Annotated in this window: 9 protein-coding genes; 5 read left to right on the forward strand and 4 right to left on the reverse strand. The window is 65.5% G+C overall.

Annotated elements, in window-relative coordinates; all coding sequences use genetic code 11:
• Positions 1 to 94: 94 nt before the first annotated feature.
• Genes AC6CIE_RS04545 through AC6CIE_RS04555 form a run of 3 tightly spaced genes read right to left on the reverse strand, consistent with a single transcriptional unit; the run spans position 95 to position 7418 of the window.
• Positions 95 to 3157, reverse strand: coding sequence for an efflux RND transporter permease subunit (locus AC6CIE_RS04545; protein WP_498091354.1), 3063 nt, complete (start codon positions 3155 to 3157; stop codon positions 95 to 97).
• Positions 3154 to 6234 carry a multidrug efflux RND transporter permease subunit gene (locus AC6CIE_RS04550; RefSeq protein WP_498091356.1) on the reverse strand — a complete coding sequence of 1027 codons (3081 nt, stop codon included), beginning with the start codon at positions 6232 to 6234 and terminating at the stop codon, positions 3154 to 3156. The genes AC6CIE_RS04545 and AC6CIE_RS04550 overlap by 4 nt, the downstream gene beginning before the upstream one ends.
• On the reverse strand, positions 6231 to 7418 hold the full coding sequence (locus AC6CIE_RS04555; protein WP_498091357.1) for an efflux RND transporter periplasmic adaptor subunit: 1188 nt from the start codon (positions 7416 to 7418) through the stop codon (positions 6231 to 6233). The genes AC6CIE_RS04550 and AC6CIE_RS04555 overlap by 4 nt, the downstream gene beginning before the upstream one ends.
• 151 nt (positions 7419 to 7569) lie before the next feature.
• Between AC6CIE_RS04555 and AC6CIE_RS04560 the strand changes: the two genes are divergently transcribed.
• Positions 7570 to 8526: a molecular chaperone DnaJ gene (locus AC6CIE_RS04560; RefSeq protein ID WP_218344100.1), complete on the forward strand. Its 957-nt coding sequence runs from the start codon at positions 7570 to 7572 to the stop codon at positions 8524 to 8526.
• A 6-nt stretch (positions 8527 to 8532) separates the two neighbouring features.
• Here AC6CIE_RS04560 and AC6CIE_RS04565 read toward each other — a convergent pair whose 3' ends face one another.
• The gene (locus AC6CIE_RS04565; protein WP_498091359.1) at positions 8533 to 9783 is read right to left on the reverse strand and encodes an NnrS family protein; all 1251 of its coding nucleotides are present in this window, start codon (positions 9781 to 9783) and stop codon (positions 8533 to 8535) included.
• Positions 9784 to 10025: 242 nt separating this feature from the next.
• Between AC6CIE_RS04565 and AC6CIE_RS04570 the strand changes: the two genes are divergently transcribed.
• From AC6CIE_RS04570 to narH, 4 genes are all read left to right on the forward strand, one after another.
• The gene (locus AC6CIE_RS04570) at positions 10026 to 11285 is read left to right on the forward strand and encodes an MFS transporter (RefSeq protein ID WP_367352321.1); all 1260 of its coding nucleotides are present in this window, start codon (positions 10026 to 10028) and stop codon (positions 11283 to 11285) included.
• 26 nt (positions 11286 to 11311) lie between these two features.
• Positions 11312 to 12697 (forward strand): NarK family nitrate/nitrite MFS transporter, encoded by a 1386-nt coding sequence (locus tag AC6CIE_RS04575; protein ID WP_498091361.1) that lies wholly within the window; start codon positions 11312 to 11314, stop codon positions 12695 to 12697.
• Between the two features lie 208 nt (positions 12698 to 12905).
• A complete protein-coding gene (locus tag AC6CIE_RS04580) occupies positions 12906 to 16649 on the forward strand; it encodes a nitrate reductase subunit alpha (RefSeq protein WP_498091362.1) in 3744 nt (1247 codons plus the stop codon).
• A complete protein-coding gene (narH, locus tag AC6CIE_RS04585) occupies positions 16646 to 18211 on the forward strand; it encodes a nitrate reductase subunit beta (RefSeq protein ID WP_175121297.1) in 1566 nt (521 codons plus the stop codon). Before AC6CIE_RS04580 ends, narH begins: the two co-directional genes overlap by 4 nt.
• Positions 18212 to 18213 lie beyond the last annotated feature (2 nt).

The raw sequence follows: 18213 nt of genomic DNA on the forward strand, positions 1-18213 counted from the left end.
GGCGGTTTGCGTCAGCGTGCCAACCGATTCTATTGAGCTTTTTATTTTCCGGCTAGCGGGAAGATACGGGGGGCGGCCCGGCAGGCCGCGCCGGTCAGGCGGTGCGGCGGCGCCAGCCCAGGCGGCGCAACCGCTCCAGCGCCAGATACACGATCGGCGTCGTATACAGCGTCAGGAACTGGCTGATCATCAACCCGCCGACAATGGCGACACCCAGCGGGCGGCGCAATTCCGACCCTTCGCCCATTCCAAGCACCAAGGGCAGGGCGCCCAGAAGACCCGCCAGGTTTGTCATGACGATGGGCCGCAGGCGCAGCATGGCGGCGCGGTGGATGGCCTGCTCGGGCGTCAGGTTCTCGCGCCGCTCCAGACTCAGGGCGAAGTCGATCATGAGGATGGCGTTCTTCATGACGATGCCCACCAGCAGGAACAGCCCCAGCAGCGCGATCAGCGTGAACTCGATGCCGGCCAGCCGCAGCGCCAGCAGCGCCCCGACGCCGGCCGACGGCAGCGTGGACAGGATGGTCAGCGGATGCAGCGCGCTTTCGTACAGGATGCCCAGCACCAGGTAGATGGCGACCAGGACCCCCAGGATCAGCCAGGGCTGGTCCTGCAGGCTCTGCTGGAAGTTGCGTGCATCGCCGCCCAGGCGGGTCTGGATGTAAGACGGCACCATCAGCTTGGCCGTTGCCGCGTCAATGGCGGCCAACCCCTGTTCCAGCGACACACCGGGCGCCAGCGAGAAACCGACCCACACCGCGGCAAACAGGCCATCGTGAAACACCCGGTCGTTGACCAGCCCGTTGTCGTAGGTGGCAAACGCGGTCAGCGGAACGCGGTTGCCATCGGCGGCCACGACGTGCACCTGTTCCAGGACTTCCGGGTCTTCGGTGTAGCGCGGGTCCAGTTCCAGCACGACGCGATACTGGTTCATCGCGTCGTACAGCGTCGCGACCTGCCGCTGGCTGAACGAATTGCTCAGCACGCTGCTGATGGTGTCCATGTCGACGCCCAGCCGCTGCGCCGCGCTGCGGTCGATGTCGATCACGACCTGCTGCGTCGCGCCGTCGCCTTGCGCGTCGACGTCGCGCAGCTCGGGGATCTCCTGCATCGCCTTGGAGATCTTGCGCGACCATTCCCGCAGCGCCGGCACGTCGCTGGCCATGATGGCCAGTTCATGGTCGCCGGAATTGCCGAAGCCGCCGGGCATGCGCAGGTCCTGGTCCACGTTCAGGAAGAACATGCCGCCCGGCACCGCCGGCGCGTTCGTGCGCATCCAGTTGATGACCTCGGGGGACGACGCCTCGCGTTCGGCGGCGGGTTTCAAGCGGATGAGGAACAGCGAATTGCTGATGCCCAGGCCGCCGCCGTTGTAGCCGATGACGTCGTCGACGGCCGGGTGCTTGAGGACAAGTTGCCGGTACTGGTCGATCTTGGGCTGCATGACCTGAAACGAGAACCCGTCGTCGCCGCGCACGAAGCCCATGAGCTGGCCGGTGTCCTGCACCGGCAAAAATCCCTTGGGCGCCTGGACATACAGGTAGACGTTCAGCCCGACGACGCCGGCCAGCAGCAGCAACGTCAGGCGCGCGTGGCCAAGCACGCGCGCCAGCGACACGCCATACCAGTCGTGGATGCGGGCAAACACCGCCTGTATCCGCGAGGGCTTGGCCGCAACATGGCTGACAGGCCGCAGCCAGCGCGCGCACAGCGCCGGAATGATGGCCACCGACACGACCAGCGAGATGACGGTGGCGGCCACCAGCGTGATCGAAAATTCGCGGAACAGCCGCTCCACCAGACCGCCCATGAACAGGATCGACACGAACACGACGCTCAGCGCCACGGTCATGGCCACCAGCGTAAAGCCCACCTCGCGCACGCCGCGCAGCGCGGCCTTGGCCGGCGTGAGACCGCGCTCCAGATGGCGCGAGATGTTTTCCAGCACGACGATGGCGTCATCCACCACGAGCCCGGCGGCGACGATCAGCGCCATGAGCGACAGGTTGTTCAGCGAAAAGCCCCACGCGTACATGACGGCAAAGGTGGCGATCAGGCAGACCGGAATCGCCACGCTGGGGATCGCGGCGGCACGCGCATTGCCCAGAAACAGCCACACCACCAGGATGACCAGCCCGGCGGCCAGCGCCAGGGTGATATGCGCTTCGCGCAGCGTCGCCTTGATGCCCGGCGAGCGGTCCAGTGCGACGGTCAGGTCCACGTCGGCGGGCATCAACTGGCGCAGGCCCGGGAGGGCCTGGTTGATGGCGTCGATGGTTTCGATGATGTTAGAGCCCGGCTGCCGGCTGATGGTCAACACCACCGCCGGATTGCGGTTGTGAAAGCCGCTGCTGTAGCGGTTTTCGACCGAATCGCTGACGCGCGCCACCTGCGACAGCCGGATCACGGCGCCATCCTGGTAGCGCACGATGAGACTCTCGTAGTCCTGCGCGCGGCGCGGCTGCTCGGGGGTGCCGACCTCCCAGCGCTGGCCGGCCGAATCGAGCTGCCCTTGCGGGCCCATCGGAGCGGCGTTCGAAATTGCCTCGCGCACGTCGTCCAGCGCCACGCCGTAGTGCGCCAGCGCGTTGGGATTGACCTGGACCCGCACGGCCGGCAGTGAACTGCCGCCCATCGTCACCTCGCCCACGCCGCTGATCTGCGAGAGCTTCTGCGCCAGCACGGTGGAACCCAAGTCGTAAAGCTGACCAGCTGGCCGCGTGGCGGAACTGAGCGCCAGCGCCATGATGGGCGCCTGCGACGGATTGACCTTGCGATAGCTGGGATTGCCCGGCATGCCGGCGGGCAGTTCGGCGCGTGCGGCGTTGATGGCGGCCTGCACGTCGCGGGCGGCCTCGTCGATGTTGCGATCCAGTTCAAACTGGAGCTGCACGCGGGTCGAACCCTGGTTGCTGGACGAGCTCATCGAGCTGACGCCCGCAATGCTGCCCAGCGCCCGTTCCAGCGGCGCGGCGACTGTGCTGGCCATGCTTTCGGGGCTGGCGCCGGGCAGATCGGCGCGCACTTCGATGGTCGGAAAATCCACCTGCGGCAACGGCGCCACTGGCAGCAGGCGCCACGCCACCGCGCCCAGCAGCGTCAGCGCCAGCGCCAGAAAAATGCAGGCGACCGGCCGGTGCAGCAACGCCCGGATCATTTCACCGGGCCTTCGGCGTTGGGCGCGGGTGCGGCATCAGCGCGGCGGTGGCCCAGCCGGTGAAAGAACAGGTACACGGCCGGCGTGGTGAACAGCGTCAGCACCTGGCTGACCAGCAGCCCGCCAACCATGACCCAGCCCAGCGGCTGGCGCAGTTCGGCGCCGGAGCCGGTCGCCAGCATCAACGGCAGCGCGCCAAACAGTGCGGCCAGCGTCGTCATCAGGATGGGGCGCAGGCGCAGCAGCGCGGCCTCGCGGATGGCGGCTTGCGGGTCCAGACCGCGCGTGCGCTCAGCCTCCAGCGCAAAGTCGACCATCATGATGCCGTTCTTCTTGACCAGCCCGATCAGCAGAATGATGCCGATCACGGCAATCAGGTCCAGCGGCCGGCCGGTGATCAGCAGCGCCAGCAGCGCGCCGACCGTGGCCGAGGGCAGGGTGGACAGGATGGTGACCGGGTGGATGGCGCTTTCGTACAGCATGCCCAGCACCAGGTACATGGTCACCACCGCGGCCAGCATCAGCCACAACGTGTTGGACAGCGACGCCTCGAACGCCGACGCCGCGCCTTGCAGCCGCAGCTCGACGCTTTCGGGCATGCCGATTTCCTGCTTGGCCGCTTCGATGGCAGCGATGGCTTCGCCCAGCGAACCGCCCGGCGGCAGGTTGAAAGACAGATTCACCGCGGGGAACTGCGACAGGTGATTCACCGCCAGCGGTGCGGCGCGTTCACTGACCGTGGCCAGTGCGGACAGCGGAATGGCCTGCCCGTTTTCCGTCTGCAGATGAACGCGCTCCAGCGCCTCGGGGCTGGTCGCCATTGTCCGGTCCACCTCCAGCACTACACGGTACTGGTTGGATTGCGTGAACAGCGTGGCGACCTGACGCTGGCCGAATGCGTTGTACAGGGCCTGTGCCACGTCGTCCATCGTGACGCCCAGACGCGCGGCGGCGTCGCGCGAGACTTCCAGATAGGCCTGGCGCCCGCCGCCCTGCAAGTCGGAAGACACGTCGGCAAGCTGGGGCGCCTGCGCAAGCCGCTGCATCAGCGCCGTAGTCCAGCGCGTCAGCAGGGCGCTGTCGGGCGAAGTCAGGCTGAACTGATATTGCCCGCGGCTGACGCGGTCTTCGATGTTCAGTTCCTGCACAGGTTGCAGGTAAAGCGAGATGCCGTTCACCTCGCGCGCCCGCGCGTCCAGCCGCGCCATGATGTCCGCCAGCGGCGCGCTGCGTTCGTTCCAGGGCTTCAGATTGATCAACAGACGCCCCGTGTTCAGCGTGGCGTTCATGCCGTCGATGCCGATGAAGGACGACAGGGTGGCGACGTCGGGATCTGCCAGCAGGCTTTCCGCGACCGCCTGCTGACGACGCGACATGGCGTCAAACGACGTGCTCTGCGCGGACTGCGTCACGCCTTGCAGGACGCCGCCGTCCTGCGCTGGAAAGAAGCCCTTGGGCACCGCCAGATACAGCAGGCCGGTCAGCACCACGGTCGCCAGCATCGCCAGCAGCGTCAGCCGCTGGTGGCGCAGGGTCACGTCCAGCCAGCCGGCGTAGCGCACTTGCAGGCGGTCCAGCAACCCGGGGCGCGACGGCTCGTGCGCCGGCAGCAGGCGCGCGCACATCATGGGCGTCAGCGTCAGCGAAACCGCCAGCGAGATCAGGATGGCGACGGCCAACGTAATGGCGAACTCGCGGAACAACCGGCCCACCACGTCTTCCATGAACAGCAGCGGAATCAGCACCGCGATCAGCGACAGCGTCAGCGACACCAGCGTGAAGCCGATCTGCCCCGCGCCCTTGAGCGCGGCCGCCATCGGGCTGTGGCCTTGTTCGCGGTAGCGCGCAATGTTCTCCAGCATGACGATGGCGTCGTCCACCACGAAACCTGCGCCTATGGTCAGTGCCATCAGCGTCAGGTTGTTGGTGGAGAAACCGGCCAGGTACATGAAGCCGAACGTGCCGATCAGGGACAGCGGCACGGCCAGGCTGGGGATCAGCGTGGCGGGCAGGTTGCGGAGGAACAGAAAGGTCACCAGGACGACCAGCCCCACGGCGAAGGCCAGCTCCCATTGCACGCCGCGCACCGAGGCGCGGATGCTCTCTGTCCGATCGGTCAGGATGCGTACCTGCACGGCGGCGGGCAGGCTGGCCGTCAGTTGCGGCAGCAGCGCCTTGACCTGGTCCGCCACCGCAATGACGTTGGCGCCCGGTTGGCGCTGGATATTCACCAGCACCGCGGGCTGCTTGTCCACCCACGCGGCCAGATAGCGGTCTTCGGCGCCGTCCTCCACCGTTGCGATCTGACCCAGCCGCACCGGCGCGCCATTCTTCCAGGCGACGATCAGGTCGCGGTATTCCTCGGCGCTCTGCAATTGATCATTGGCGTCCATGATGACGGACCGCACGGGGCCATCAAAGCTGCCTTTAGGCTGATTGGAGTTGGCCTTGGCAATCGCCTCCTGCACGTGCGACAACTGCAGGCCGCGCGCGGCCAGCGCCATCGGGTTGACCTGCACGCGCACGGCGGGGCGCTGCCCGCCCGCCAGGCTGACCATGCCCACGCCCGAGAGCTGCGACAGCCGCTGCGTCATCCGCGTATCCACCAGATCGTAGACCTTGGGCAGCGGCAGGGAATCCGACGTGACGGCCAGCGTCAGGATCGGCACGTCCGCGGGGTTGACCTTGCGGTAGACGGGCGGGGTGGGCAGATCGTTCGGCAGGAGCGAATCGCTGGCGCTGATGGCTGCCTGCACCTCCTGTTCGGCCACGCCCAGCGGCACGTCCAGCGCAAACTGCAGCGTGATGACCGAGATGCCGCTGCCGCTGGTGGACGACATCTGCTTTAAGCCCGGTATCTGCCCGAAGCGCCGCTCCAGCGGTGCGGTGACCGCGCGCGCCGTCACGTTGGGACTGGCGCCCGGATACTGCGTGGTGACCTGGATGATGGGATAGTCGACCTGAGGCAATGCGGCCACGGGCAGCAGGCGCCACGCCAGGATGCCCGACAACAGCAGGGCGATCATCAGGAACGATGTGGCGACCGGGCGCAAGATGAAGGGGCGTGACAGGCTCATGCGGGCTCCTTGTCCTGATCGTGCTGCTCCACGATCTGCACATCGCGTCCGTCATGCAGCCGGTCCACGCCCTCGACCACGACGCGCTCGTCCTCGGCCAGGCCCGCCAGCACGACGATGCGACCCGCGTTGGCCGGACCCAGTTCCAGCACGCGGCGGGTGGCGCGATTGTCGTCGCCGATGACGAAGACGAACGATCCTTCAGAACCGAACTGCACGGCGGCGGTGGGTATGGTCACGACATCATCCTGCTGCACGACGGCCAGCCGGATGTTCACGAACTGGTTGGGAAACAACGACTCGTCGGCATTGTCGAAGCGCGCGCGCAGCCGCACCGTGCCGCTGGCCGCCTGGATGCGGTTGTCCAGCGCTTCGAGCGTGCCTTCGGCCAGAATGCGGCGCTCGTCGGCGTCCCAGGCCTGCACGCGCAACACGGGCGTCTTCGCCTGCGCCTGACGCAGGATGTCCAGGCGGGTCTCCGAGATGCTGAACAGGGCCGACGTGGGCGCCATCTGCACCAGCGTGGTCAGCCCGTCTGCGTCTGTCGTGCGCACGTGGTTGCCGGCATCCACGCGCCGCAAGCCCACGCGGCCGGCGTTGGGCGCCACGATACGCGTAAGACTGAGCAGGCGGCGGGCGTCGGCGACCTGCGCCTGGTTCTTCTGGCGCTGCGCGGTGTACATCCGCACCTGCGCCTCGGCGGTATCGAGCTGCTGCCCGGCCACGGCCTCCTGCCGCGCCAGCTTCCGATAGCGGCGCAGGTCCGCTTCGGCGTTGTCCAGCAGCGCCTGCGTTTGCGCCAGCTCGCCTTCGGCGGACGCCAGCGCAGCCTGGAAGGGGCGCGGGTCTATTTCGGCAAGCAACTGACCCTGCGAGACCGCCTGGCCTTCGGTGTAGTGCAGCCTCACCAACTGGCCATCGACCTGGCTGCGCACGGTCACCTGAGCCAGCGGCGTGATGGTGCCCAACGCATGCAGGTCCCGCTGCAGCGGGCCAGTGCGCGCGGCGGCGACGCTCACTGCGACGGGAAGCTTCCCATAGTTGGGGGGAGGAGGGGCGGCCGGGCCTTTATTGCCCGCCAGCCAGACCGCCGCACCGATCAGCAGGGCCAGCGCCAGGGCGGCCGCGATCAGGATCAGGCGTTTGCGTGAGGGGGTAGGGCCCGCAAGGAAGCGCAGGGACATCAGGGCTGCCGGGCAAGGGATAGCGGACAGCCGAGATTCTATATTAATAATAATGATTAGCGTTATTGACGCTGATTTTCCAGAAGGGTTTGCGCGTATCGTTTAGAGTGGCGGCTGTTTTCAATACCCCGGTTTGCAAGAGGAGTGGGTCATGAGCAAAGAATCCTTCGAAAGTCAGCGGGAATTATTCGAGCGCCTGCAGGAACGGCTGGCGTCCGAACGCGACCGCTTGGCGCAGTGGCAGTCGATCGAAGCCGATTACCAGCGCAAATACACCGAGACGCTGCGGCCCCTCGAAGAAAAGCTCAACCAGCTTCGTTACAAGCTGGTGCTGTGCTTTGATCATGCGTACAAGGAAATGGGCCTGTCCAAGGCCGAGCGCGAATTCGTTTCCGAACTGGTCACGGAGTTTTCGGAAGAACTGCTGGTCCTGGCAACCAAGAGCGAGCTGCCTGCCGGTTGCGACACCGCGCGTCTCAAGACGCTTTACAAGAAGCACCGCGGGTCGGATTACGACGCCAACCTGGCCGAACTGACGGAAAGCGCGGGCCAGGAACTGGCCGATGCGCTGGATCTGGACGTTGCCGATCTGGCCTCGATGTCGCCCATGCAGTTGCTGCAGATCATCCAGGACCAGTATGACGACGAGGACGCGGAAGAACTGCTGGAGTACGCGCGCGTCGTCAAGATTCCGGCCGTGACGAACGACGTCGCGTGGCAGGCCTTGCAAGAGGCCGAGCGCGCGCGCCAGGCCCAGTCCGCCCAGAATCCCGCCCTGCGTACCGAGGTCCAGGCCGTTGCCGACATCCCGGACGATCGGCTGCAAGAGACCAACACGGTGCTCGCCGCCCAACTCGATGAAGTGCTGAGCCAGCTTCAGTTCGCGGAAGAAGGCTTCAAGCTGCGCTACGAACTGGACGTGTTCGCCACGTTCGATCCCGATACGGTAATGGGCGAACTGGACGACGACATCAAGGACATTCAGGAGTACATCCAGGAACTGGAGCACGAGATCATGCAGTTCTCGGATGAATCCCTGCTCAAGGCGTGGATCAAGGCGATGCGCCGGGAAGTGGCCGCGATGGAGCGGCGCGAAGATCGGTCCTGACGCGTCTCAGCCTTTCGGCCGCGACACCGGCATCACCCGCATGACCGGCGCGGCCTGCTTGGCCGCCGCATCCGCGCGCGGCCGGATCATCATCGGGAAGAACCGCCACAGGTACAGTCCCAGCGCCAGCGCCCACGCGGTGGCGGACGCATGCAGCAAGCCCAGCGTCGCGGCGGTCGGCAACAGCGCCGCCAGCCGTAGCAATGCCGCCAGGATCATCAGCGCGTAGCTCACGACCATGCTGCGGTCCGTGTGCAGCGGCCGGCCAAGGTGGCCCAGCGCGGTGCGCGTCACCATGCCCAGGATCAGCACGGAGAACCCTGCCACGCCAATCACGTGCGCCGGCCACGCCTGCCGGACGACGAAGCCCGCCAATTGCGCCGCGCCGACCAGCAGCCCGATGCCCAGGCCCAGATACCCGGCATAGAGAATCCACAGAAGCGGCACGCGCCGCACGGCCCACGGCTTCCAGGACACCCACTGCACCAGCGCGATCACGCCGCTGGCCGCCAACGCCGCCGCGGCCACTTGCTGCACCCCGGCCAGCAGGCAGGCGATGGCAATGACGCCGAACCCAAGCTGCCAATGGCCGCTCTTGGTATGGGGAGGGATGTCCAGGCCCGCGACGGCGCGCTTGGCGAAGAAGGGCATGACCCGCCGGGCGATCAGCAACGTTAGCAGGGCCATCGACAGCAGTCCGGCGTTGAAAAAGCGCATCAGCGTGACGTAATCGCCCTGTACCGTCGCCCACAGATACAGCCCGTTGGTCGCGCCGAGCGCCAGCAGCAGCAAGGGAACGCCATAGTTGCGCTGGTTGCGTGTCACCGCGACGGCGCGTCCCAGCGCCCCAGCCGCCCATAGAAAGAAGAGCAGATCGGCAGCCGCCGCAACGGCGAATGCCGGGCGGCCCGGCACCAGATAGCCCACCCGCGCGACGATCCATAACCCGCACAGGGCCGCCAGCGGGTTGCCGCGCAGCGGATTCTTGCCCGTCCAGTTGGCGCCCGCCGTCAGCAGAAACCCCACGGCAATGGTGGCGACAAAGCCCCACAGCATTTCATGCGCGTGCCAGAACATGCCATTCAGCACGCCGGTCAGGCGCGCCGGCGCATGCACCCACAGCAGCACGGAGAACAGGCCCCAAAAACAGCCCGCCAGGTATAGCGGGCGAAATCCCATTTCGGTGAAAGCGCGCCATTCGGGCGGTGCGGGGCGCGGCTTCTTTGCGGGTTCTTCAATGGAAAGCAGGGTGCTCATGATGTAGCCAGTGCGCGCAGGGTGCGCCGCGTTGCGGGTTTGAACGTGTATTTGAAATACATATTACTGCTGGCGGCATCCGGGCGCGACTTGCCTGCTTGATCCAGCGCAAGGCTGTCCGGAACACCCGCATGACTAGGCACTTCGGAAATGGCCCTTTGGTCGGCTGGGGAATGGTGAGTGAAGGGTGGCCTCCTTAGGCTACCCACATACGCATTTGTCAGCAAAAAGCGAGACCAACCATGGCAGCACATCAATTCTCGGCCGGCGCGCCGATGCGGGTCCTGATATCCAGTACGTTTGCCTTCACCATCTGTTTCGCGGTGTGGATGATCTTCGCCGTGCTGGGCATTCCCATAAAAACCCAGCTCGGCCTGTCTGAAACGCAATTCGGCCTGCTGGCCGCCATGCCGGTCCTGACCGGTTCCCTTGTGCGCGTGCCGCTGGGCATCTGGACCGACCGCTACGGCGGCCGTCCCGTGTTCTTCGTGCTGATGCTGCTGGCAGTGGTGCCGATCTGGCTGCTGTCGTACGCCACGGAATACTGGCAGTTCCTGGTGCTGGCGCTGTTCGTCGGCCTGACCGGCGGCTCGTTCTCGGTGGGTACGCCCTACGTGGCGCGCTGGTTCCCGCGCAACAAGCAGGGCCTGGCCATGGGCGTCTTTGGCGCCGGCAACTCGGGTTCGGCCATCACCAAATTCGTCGCGCCCGCACTGATCGCCGCGGCCGCCGGATCCTGGGTCATCGTGCCGCAGGTGTACGCCGTGGCGCTGCTGGTCACCGCGATCCTGTTCTGGATGTTCTCGTCGTCCGATCCCTCGCACCGCGTTGCAGGCGGCGCATCCTTGTCGGCCCAGTTCGCCATGCTGAAGGACCCGCGCGTCTGGCGCTATTGCCAGTACTACTCGGTCGTGTTCGGCGGCTACGTTGCCCTGGCGCTGTGGATGACCAAGTACTACATCGGCGAATACGGCTTCGACATGAAGCTGGCCGCGCTGTTGGCCGCATGTTTCTCGCTGCCCGGCGGCGTGCTGCGCGCGGTCGGCGGCTGGATCTCCGACCGCTACGGCGCCTACAAGACCACGTGGTGGGTGATGTGGGTGTGCTGGGTCGCGTTCTTCCTGCTGAGCTACCCGCAAACCGAATTCACCGTCATGACCGCCGGCGGCCCGCGTTCCTTCGGCATCGCGCTCGGTCCGGTCACCTTCACCATCCTGCTGTTCATCGTCGGCATCGCCATGGCGATCGGCAAGGCCTCCGTCTTCAAGTTCATTTCTGACGAGTTCAGCGACAACATCGGCGCCGTGTCCGGCATCGTCGGGCTGGCCGGCGGCCTGGGCGGCTTCATTCTTCCCATCATGTTCGGCGTCCTGCTCGACCTGACCGGCATCCGCTCCAGCGCCTTCATGCTGCTGTACGGCACGGTCTGCGTCTCGCTCATCTTCATGCACTTCAGTTTCCGGCCCGAAAGCGCGGCCATCGCGCGGCAGCAAGCCGCCTGACCCACCCACCATCCTGAGAGAACCTCATGTCCACTCAAGTCCTTGCGCGCTGGGAGCCGGATAATCCCGGCTTCTGGAAACAGACCGGCGCGCGCGTCGCCAACCGCAATCTGTGGATCTCGATCCCGGCGCTGATGCTGGCGTTCAGCATCTGGATGCTGTGGAGCGTGGTCGTGGTCAACCTGGACCGCGCCGGCTTCATGCTGTCCAAGAACCAGTTGTTCTGGCTGACGGCGCTGCCCGCGCTGTCGGGCGCCACGCTGCGCATCTTCTACTCGTTCCTCGTGCCCGTCTTCGGCGGGCGCAAATGGACAGCCATCTCCACCGCCTCGCTGCTGATTCCGGCGCTGGGCATGGGCTTCGCGCTGCGCGACCCGACCACCTCGTTCCCCACGCTCCTGATCCTGGCGCTGCTGTGCGGCCTGGGCGGCGGCAACTTCAGCTCCAGCATGGCCAACATCAGCTTCTTCTTTCCCAAGGAAAAGAAGGGCCTGGCCACGGGCCTGAATGCCGGCATCGGCAACCTGGGCGTGTCGCTGGTGCAGTTCGTGGTGCCGGTTGTCATCACGATGGGCGTCTTCGGCGTCGCCGGGGGCGATCCCCAGGTCATCAACGCCAATGGCACCCAGCAGCACCTGTGGCTGCAGAACGCGGGCTTCATCTGGGTGATCCCCATCGCGCTGGCGTCCATCGCCGCGTGGTTCGGCATGAACGACATCGCCGACGCGCGCGCCTCGTTCGCCGATCAGGCCGTCATCTTCAAGCGCAAGCACAACTGGCTGATGTGCTGGCTGTACGTGGGCACGTTCGGGTCGTTCATCGGCTTCTCGGCGGGCTTCGCCATGCTGACCAAGACGCTGTTCCCCACGGTCAATCCCATGGCATACGCCTTCCTGGGACCGCTGGTCGGATCGCTGACGCGTCCCGTGGGCGGCTGGATCTCCGACAAGCTGGGCGGCGCCCGGGTCACGCTCTTCACCTTCGCGGCCATGATCGCCGCGGTGGCGGGCGTCATGGTGTTCCTGCCTGGCGAAGGCCGCCTGGGCGACTTCAACGGGTTCCTCGCCATGTTCATCGTGCTGTTCGCGCTGACCGGCCTGGGCAACGGTTCGACGTTCCGCATGATCCCCGTGATCTTCCTGCGTGAGCGCACGCAGGCCGCGCAGGGCAAGGGCCCGGCCGCGCAAAAGCAGGCAATGACGGAAGCGGCCAAGGAATCGGCCGCCGTGCTGGGTTTTTCCGGCGCCATCGGGGCCTACGGCGGCTTTTTCATCCCGCGCAGCTTCGGCACGTCGCTCGACATGACCGGCAGCGTCCAGACCGCGCTGGTTTGCTTCATCGGCTTCTACGCCACCTGCATGCTGATCACCTGGTGGTTCTACGCGCGCCGCAATGCGCCCGTGCCGTGCTGATCTGCCCGATACGCCGGCCGGTCCGTGCTTTGCGCGCGGTGTGGCCGGCGGCGCGCGACTAGTTCGGTCTACGCGGATAACTAGTCACTCTGCCGAACCCGGGTTGTGCCACCGGCGAATGGTCCGCCAGACAGCCCAGTCCTAAAGTTGCTTCAACAGCATTGATCGCAGTACGCGCCGGCCAGGCCGGCGTTCTTGGAGAAACACAATGAGTCATTTTCTGGACCGGTTGAAGTTCATGTCGCGGGTGAAGTCCACCTTCGCGAACGGTCACGGCGAAACCGTCAACGAGGACCGCAAGTGGGAAAACGCGTACCGCGCCCGCTGGCAGCACGACAAGGTGGTGCGTTCCACCCACGGCGTGAACTGCACCGGCTCCTGCTCCTGGAAGGTTTATGTCAAGAACGGCCTGATCACCTGGGAAACCCAGCAGACCGACTACCCCCGCACCCGTCCCGATCTGCCCAATCATGAGCCGCGTGGCTGTCCGCGCGGCGCCTCGTACAGCTGGTATGTGTACTCGGCGCAACGCGTGAAGTACCCCATGATCCGCGGCCGCCTGATCGAAATGTGGCGCGAAGCCCGCAAGACCATGGATCCCATCGCCGCCTGGGAATGGATCAGCCAGGATCCCAAGCGCGCCAAGCGCTACAAGTCGGTGCGCGGCCTGGGAGGCTTTGTCCGCGCCGATTGGGACACCGCCACCGAAATCATTGCTGCCGCCAACGCGCTCACCATCAAGAAGTACGGTCCCGACCGCGTGATCGGCTTCTCGCCGATTCCCGCCATGTCGATGGTCAGCTACGCCGCCGGCGCCCGTTACCTGAGCCTGCTGGGCGGCGCCTGCCTCAGCTTCTACGACTGGTACTGCGATCTTCCCCCCGCCAGCCCCCAGATCTGGGGCGAACAAACCGACGTGCCCGAATCGGCCGACTGGTACAACTCTACCTACCTGATGGTCTGGGGCTCGAACGTCCCCCAAACGCGCACCCCCGACGCGCACTTCTACACCGAAGTCCGCTACAAGGGCACCAAGACCGTGGCCGTGTCCAGCGACTTCGGCGAAATGGTCAAGTTCGGCGACATCTGGCTGGCGCCCAAGCAGGGCACCGACGCCGCGCTCGCCATGGCCATGGGCCACGTCATCCTCAAGGAATTCCACCTCTCGGGCAAGTCGGCCTACTTCACGGACTACGTGCGCCGCTACACCGACATGCCGATGCTGGTGCAGCTCAAGGAACGCGACGGCTTTTACGCCCCTGACCACTTCCTGCGCGCCTCGCAGCTCAACAACGCGCTCGGCGAACAGAACAACCCCGACTGGAAGACGCTGGTCCTGGACGAGTCCACCGGCGATCTGGTCGCGCCCAATGGCAGCATCGGTTTCCGCTGGGGCGAGGGCGCCGTCAACGACGGTGAAAAGGTTGGCCGCTGGAACCTCGAATCCAAGGATGGCGGTTCGGGCCGCGAAATCGTCCCGACGCTGACCCTCCTGGGCCAGTCGGACGACGTGGTCGGCGTGGGCTTCCCGTACTTCGGCAGCGAACACGACGAACTCCTCGTGCGCAACGTGCCCGCCCGCCGCATCCGCCTGGCCGACGGCACCGAGGCGCTGGTCGCCACGGTGTATGACCTGCAAATGGCCAACTACGGCCTCGATCGCGGCCTGGGCGGCGGCAACGTCGCAACTTCGTACGACGACGACGTTCCCTACACGCCCGCCTGGCAGGAAAAGCACACCAGCGTGCCGCGCGCGCAGGTCATCCAGGTGGCGCGCGAATTCGCCCAGAACGCGCACGACACCGAAGGCAAGTCCATGGTCATCGTCGGCGCCGGCCTGAACCACTGGTACCACATGGACATGATCTACCGCGGCATCATCAACATGCTGATGATGTGCGGTTGCGTCGGCAAGAGCGGCGGCGGCTGGGCGCACTATGTCGGCCAGGAAAAGCTGCGTCCGCAGTTCGGCTGGGCGCCCCTGGCGTTCGCCGCGGACTGGGTCCGCCCGCCGCGCCAGATGAACGGCACCTCGTTCTTCTACGCCCACACCAGCCAATGGCGCCATGAAAAGCTGAACGTGCAGGAAGTGCTCGGCCCCACCGCCGACCGCGCCAAGTACGGCGAACTCAGCATGATCGACCTGAACGCCCGCGCCGAGCGCATGGGCTGGCTGCCGTCGGCGCCGCAGCTGCGCACCAATCCGCTGGACGTGGTGGCGCAGGCCGACAGCCTGGGCAAGGATCCCATCGCCCACGCGGTCGAACAGATGAAGTCGGGCGACCTTCGCATGTCCTGCGAAAACCCGGACGATCCCGCCAACTTCCCGCGCAACATGTTCGTGTGGCGCTCCAACATTCTCGGCTCCAGCGGCAAGGGCCACGAATATTTCCTGAAGTACCTGCTGGGCACGCAGAACGCGGTGTTCGGCGATGAAGGCGATGCCATCAAGCCCACCGAAGTCACCTACGAGGAAGACGCGGCCGAAGGCAAGCTGGACCTGCTTACGGTGCTGGACTTCCGCATGAGCACCACGTGCCTGTACGGCGACATCGTGCTGCCCACGGCCACCTGGTACGAAAAGGACGACCTCAACACGTCCGACATGCACCCGTTCATCCACCCGCTCAGCGAAGCCGTGCAGCCGCTCTGGGAAAGCAAGACCGACTGGGAAATCTACAAGCTGCTCGCCAAGAAGTTCACCGACATCGGCGGTCCGTACCTCGGCAAGCGCCGCGATCTGGTGCTGACCCCGCTGATGCACGACACCCCGGGAGAACTCGGCCAGGCCTTCGAACCCAAGGACTGGAAGCTGGGCGAATGCGACCTGATCCCCGGCAAGACCGCGCCGTCCATGACGGTGGTTGAACGCGATTACAACGACATCTACCGCAAGTTCACGTCGGTGGGTCCGTTGCTGGACAAGCTGGGCAACGGCGGCAAGGGCATCAACTGGAACACGCAGCACGAGGTCCACGAGCTGGCCGGCATCAACGACAGCGTCACCGAAGCCGGCGTCAGCCAGGGCCGTCCGCGTCTGGACACGGCCATCGACGCCGCTGAAATGATCCTGACCTTCGCACCGGAAACCAACGGCCACGTGTCGGTCAAGGCGTGGGAAGCGCTGGGCAAGATCACCGGACGCGACCACACGCACCTTGCCGTCGGCCGCGAGCACGACAAGATCCGCTTCCGCGACATCCAGGCGCAGCCGCGCAAGATCATTTCGGCGCCCACCTGGTCTGGCCTGGAAAGCGAAGAGGTCAGCTACAACGCCGGCTATACCAACGTCCATGAACTGATCCCATGGCGCACCCTGACGGGCCGCCAGCAGTTCTACCAGGATCACCGCTGGATGCTGGACTTTGGCGAAGGCTCGTGCGTGTACAAGCCCGCCATCGACACCAAGACGGTTGCGCCCATGCTGGGCAAGTACCCCAACGGCGAAAAGGAACTGGTGCTGAACTGGATCACGCCGCACCAGAAGTGGGGCATCCACAGCACTTATTCGGACAACCTGCGCATGCTGACCCTGAGCCGCGGCGGCCCCCACGTGTGGGTGTCCGAAGCCGAGGCCAAGCAGGCCGGTCTGGTCGACAACGACTGGGTCGAAGTCTTCAACGTCAACGGCACGCTGACCGCCCGGGTGGTCGTGAGCCAGCGCGTGCCGGTCGGCATGTGCCTGATGTACCACGCCCAGGAAAAGATCGTGAACGTGCCGGGCGCTGAAACCAGCGGCAAGCGCGGCGGCATCCACAACTCGGTCACGCGCACGGTGCTCAAGCCCACGCACATGATCGGCGGCTACGCCCAGCAGGCCTACGGTTTCAACTACTACGGCACCGTGGGCGCCAACCGCGACGAATTCGTGGTCGTGCGCAAGATGAAGAAGGTGGACTGGCTGGAAGGCCCGCTCGTCGAAGAACTGCAACAAGAAGAGAAGCAATCATGAGGATACGCGCCCAAATCGGCATGGTGCTGAACCTGGACAAGTGCATTGGCTGCCACACTTGCTCGGTCACCTGCAAGAACGTCTGGACCAGCCGCGACGGTGTCGAGTATGCCTGGTTCAACAACGTGGAAACCAAGCCCGGCATTGGCTATCCGAAGGAATGGGAAAACCAGGAAAAGTGGAAGGGCGGCTGGAGCCGCACGGCCGCCGGCAAGCTGGAACCGCGTCAAGGCGGCAAGCTGCGCATCCTGGCCAACCTGTTCGCCAACCCGAACCTGCCCGCCATCGACGACTACTACGAGCCGTTCACCTACGACTACGAGCATCTGAAGAACGCGCCGCTGTCGCAGACGCCGCCCACCGCGCGTCCGGTGTCGGTGCTGACGGGCAAGAAGATGGACAAGATCCATTGGGGCCCCAACTGGGAAGACGACCTGGGCGGCGAATTCAGCTCGCGCAGCCGCGACGCCCTGTTTGAAGGCGTGCAGAAGGAGATGTACTCGACCTTCGAGAACACCTTCATGATGTACCTGCCGCGCCTGTGCGAACACTGCCTGAACCCGGCCTGTGTCGCCAGCTGCCCGTCCGGCTCCATCTACAAGCGTGAAGACGACGGCATCGTCCTGGTCGACCAGGACAAGTGCCGCGGCTGGCGCATGTGCATCTCGGGCTGCCCGTACAAGAAGATCTACTACAACTGGAACAGCGGCAAGGCCGAGAAGTGCACGTTCTGCTACCCGCGCATCGAGGCCGGCCAGCCGACCGTGTGCTCGGAAACCTGCGTGGGCCGCATCCGCTACCTGGGCGTGCTGCTGTACGACGCCGACCAGATCGAGAACGCCGCATCCACCGCGAACGAGCAAGACCTCTACCAGTCGCAGCTCGACCTGTTCCTGGACCCGCACTCGCCCGAGGTGATCGCCGCGGCCCGCGAGCAGGGCATCCCGGAATCGTGGCTGGAAGCCGCGCGCAATTCGCCCGTCTACAAGATGGCCGTCGAATGGAAGGTCGCTTTCCCGCTGCACCCGGAATACCGCACGCTGCCCATGGTCTGGTACATCCCGCCGCTGTCGCCCATCCAGACGGCCGCTGAATCGGGCAAGATGCCCCAGCGCACCGTCGGCAAGAGCGGCATGATCCCCGATGTGTCCACGCTGCGCATCCCCGTGCGCTACCTGGCCAACCTGCTGACCGCCGGCAAGGAAGCGCCGGTGCTGCAAGCGCTGGAACGCATGCTGGCCATGCGCGCGTTCAAGCGGTCCGAGACCGTTCACGGCGAACGCGACACGGCCCTGCTGGACCAGGTAGGCCTGACCGAGGAAACGGTGCAGGACATGTACCGCATCATGGCCATCGCCAACTACGAAGACCGCTTCGTCGTGCCCAGCAGCCACAAGGAAGTGGTCGAGGACAGCTTCAACGAGAAGGGAAGCTGCGGCTTCACGTTTGGCAACGGCTGCTCGGGCGGGGTGTCGGAAGGCACTCTGTTCGGTCGCAAGCCCCAGGGCAGCGAAATCTTCATCGAGATGCCCAAGTCGCGCAAGAAGGCCGTTTCGGCTTAAGG

It is taken from the genome of Achromobacter sp. GQ309, assembly GCF_059759315.1.